2 protein-coding genes are annotated in these 3072 nt (G+C 56.0%); both read right to left on the bottom strand.

Annotated features, from left to right (window positions below; genetic code table 11):
- On the bottom strand, positions 1 to 2082 hold a 2082-nt coding region (locus ABJQ89_RS04080; RefSeq protein ID WP_348494992.1), incomplete at its 3' end, for an NADP-dependent isocitrate dehydrogenase.
- A gap of 125 nt (positions 2083 to 2207) precedes the next feature.
- The coding region (locus tag ABJQ89_RS04075; protein WP_348494991.1) for a MaoC family dehydratase N-terminal domain-containing protein at positions 2208 to 3072 on the bottom strand (865 nt) is incomplete at its 5' end.

Raw genomic sequence — 3072 nt, 5'->3', positions numbered from 1 at the left:
GATCGCCGCTTCGCCCTCTGCCAATGCTTTGGCGATAGGTGCGAAATATGCCGCCAGCTCTGCTTCGCTGTTTTGTGCTGCCAAGGCTTCTGCCCAGTAGCGTGCGAACCAGTAGTGGCTGTCGCGGTTGTCAGGCTCACCGCCTTTGCGCGATGGGGAGCGGTTGTCATCCAAGATGCCTTGCGTTGCGGCATCGACCGCTTGGCCCAGAACGCGTGCTTTTTCGTTGGAACGAGCATCTGCGAGGAACTGAAGGCTTTCACCCAACGCGCAGAACTCGCCGAGGCTGTCCCAACGCAGGTGGTTTTCTTCCATCAGCTGCTGAACGTGCTTCGGCGCAGAACCACCAGCGCCCGTTTCGAACAGACCGCCACCGTTCATCAGTTTCACGATGGAGAGCATTTTCGCAGATGTTGCCAGCTCAAGGATCGGGAACAGATCGGTCAGGTAGTCGCGCAGAACGTTGCCTGTGATGGCGATTGTGTTCTTGCCCTCTGTGATCGTCTCAAGAGAGGCGCGTGTCGCATCGCGCGGCGTCATGATATCGAACTTGTCGGCAACGCCCTTTGCTTCAAGGATCGGCTTTACGTAAGCGATCAATTCAGCGTCATGGGCACGGTTTTCGTCCAGCCAGAAGATCGCGCGGCAACCTTCGGCCTTTTGACGATCAATTGCGAGGTTCACCCAGTCTTCAATCGGCGCTTTGCGCGCGGAGGAAGAGCGCCAGATGTCGCCTGCGTTGACCGCGTGCTCGTGCAGAACGGTGCCATCGTCGAGGATCATTTTGACCGTGCCTGCGCTTGGCAGCTCGAACGTGGTCGGGTGCGAGCCGTATTCCTGCGCTTTTTGCGCCATTAGGCCGATGTTTTGCACGGTGCCGGCTGTTGCTGGGTTCAGCTTGCCGTTCTCTTTGAAGAATTTAACGCTCTCGTCATAGACAGGTGCGTAAGAGTTGTCTGGGATGACACAGTTGGAATCGGCTTCTTTGCCATCTGGGCCCCAACCCTTGCCACCCGCGCGGATCAGCGCTGGCATAGAGGCATCGATGATCACGTCGGATGGTACGTGCAGGTTGGTGATGCCTTTGTCGCTGTCGACCATGTAGAGCGGTGGGCGCTCTGCGAGGCATGCGTCGATGGCTGCTTTGATCTCTGCGTTGTCCGCGACGAGGTCAAGAAGCGCGCCCATGCCGGAATTTGGGTTCACGCCCAATGCTTCCATTTCTGCGCCGTACTGATCGAAGACAGGCTTGAGGTATGCTTTGACCGCGTGACCAAAGATGATCGGGTCGGAGACCTTCATCATTGTCGCTTTCATGTGCAGCGAGAAGAGCGTGCCGTCTGCTTTTGTGCTTTCGATTTCCTCTGCGAGGAAGGTATCAAGTGCCGCTGCGCTCATGAATGTTGCGTCAACAACCGTGCCTGCTGGGTAGCTAAGGCCGTCCTTCAGAAGCGTTTCGCCTTCTGATGTCTCGAACACGATCTTCGCAGATGTTTCGCCAGCCAGCGTCGCGGATGTTTCGTTAGAGAAGAAGTCGCCGCCGTTCATGGATGAGACGCGCGTTTGGCTGTCTGCAGTCCACTCGCCCATGCGGTGCGGGTTGTTTTGTGCGTAAGTTTTCACGGCCTTTGCCGCGCGGCGGTCAGAGTTACCTTCGCGCAGAACCGGGTTCACAGCGGAGCCTTTGATCGCATCGAAACGTGCGCGGATTTCTTTTTCTGCGTCTGTTTCAGGGGACTCTGGGTAATCAGGAAGGTTGTAACCTTGCGCCTGAAGCTCTTTCAAAGCTGCAACCAGCTGAGGAACAGAGGCAGAGATGTTTGGAAGCTTGATCACGTTCGCTTCTGGTGTTTTCACCAAACGGCCCAATTCTGCGAGATCGTCAGATTGGCGCTGCGCGTCCGTCAGGTTCTCAGGGAACGTTGCAATAATGCGTCCTGCGAGCGAGATATCTTTGGTGCCGACAGACACGCCAGCAGCTGCGGCGAATTTCTGGATGATGGGCAAGAAGGACGCAGATGCGAGTTCAGGCGCTTCGTCGACTTTTGTGTAGATGATGTCAGGCGTGTTTTGATCGGACATAGAAACCTCGTGCAATGAAAAAGCGGGATTTGAGGTGTCCATAGTCGAACAAGAGAGAGTCGTCTATAGTATACCGTTGTATGCATTGCGGCATTTCGCGGTTTTTGGTGACGTGGCTAACACGATCACTTTGATCCGAAGCGTGCATGCCCTTCCATGGCCAAAGCGCCATCATGACGGCGAATCCAAAGGCGCGCTGTGCCCGTCTCTGTCTGAGTGCCATGCACGGAAAATGCGTTGGTATCAAAGACGGGCGCAAGCGCGCGGAAGTCGAAGGCAGTGACCTGAGCCTGCGGCATCTCGCGTCTCAAAAGATCCAGCATCAGCGTTGCAAGCAAGGGACCATGAACGATCAAGCCGGTGTACCCTTCGCTTTGTTTACAAAACGGGGCATCATAATGAATGCGGTGACCATTGAACGTCAGTGCTGAATAGCGAAACAGCAAAACGGGATCGGGCGTAATTGTCCGGCTGAAGGCGCTTTGTTCTGGCGCTGGGCGTGGCGTTTGGGCCTCGCTTTGGGCTTTCGCAGGTGCACGGTAAACGATGTCTTGTTCGTCGCTCAGGCACAGGGTCGTGCCCTTGAATATCTCGTGCAAGACAGTGACAAAGACGAGATCACCACTGCGCCCTGATTTGTGTGTCACGCTTTTCACGGTCGAGGTTTTGCGCAGAGTTTGGCCGATTTCCAGAGGGGCCTTGAAGGTCAATCGCCCCCCCGCCCACATGCGGCGAGGCAGTGGAACCGGTGGCAGGAATGAGCCAAGCGCAGCATGGCCATCGTATCCACTGTCCTTAAGTTTGTGCAGTGGCAGGAAGTGTAGCCAGTGCCAAAGGGGGGGCAGGGGATCGCCAATATCGTAGGCGTCTTCGCGATCCAGCGTTGCGCTCAGCGCGTTTGATGGAAAGGCCGCGATCAGGTCGCGATGCTCTTCACTGTGTCCTTCCCAGCTTTTTAGATGCTCGATATTAATGTCGGCCATCCGTTCA

The organism is Planktotalea sp. (assembly GCF_039984035.1).
GTDB lineage: Bacteria > Pseudomonadota > Alphaproteobacteria > Rhodobacterales > Rhodobacteraceae > Planktotalea.
The sequence above is the reverse complement of the archived record's forward strand: the minus strand, read 5'-3'. Positions and strand labels throughout refer to the sequence as shown.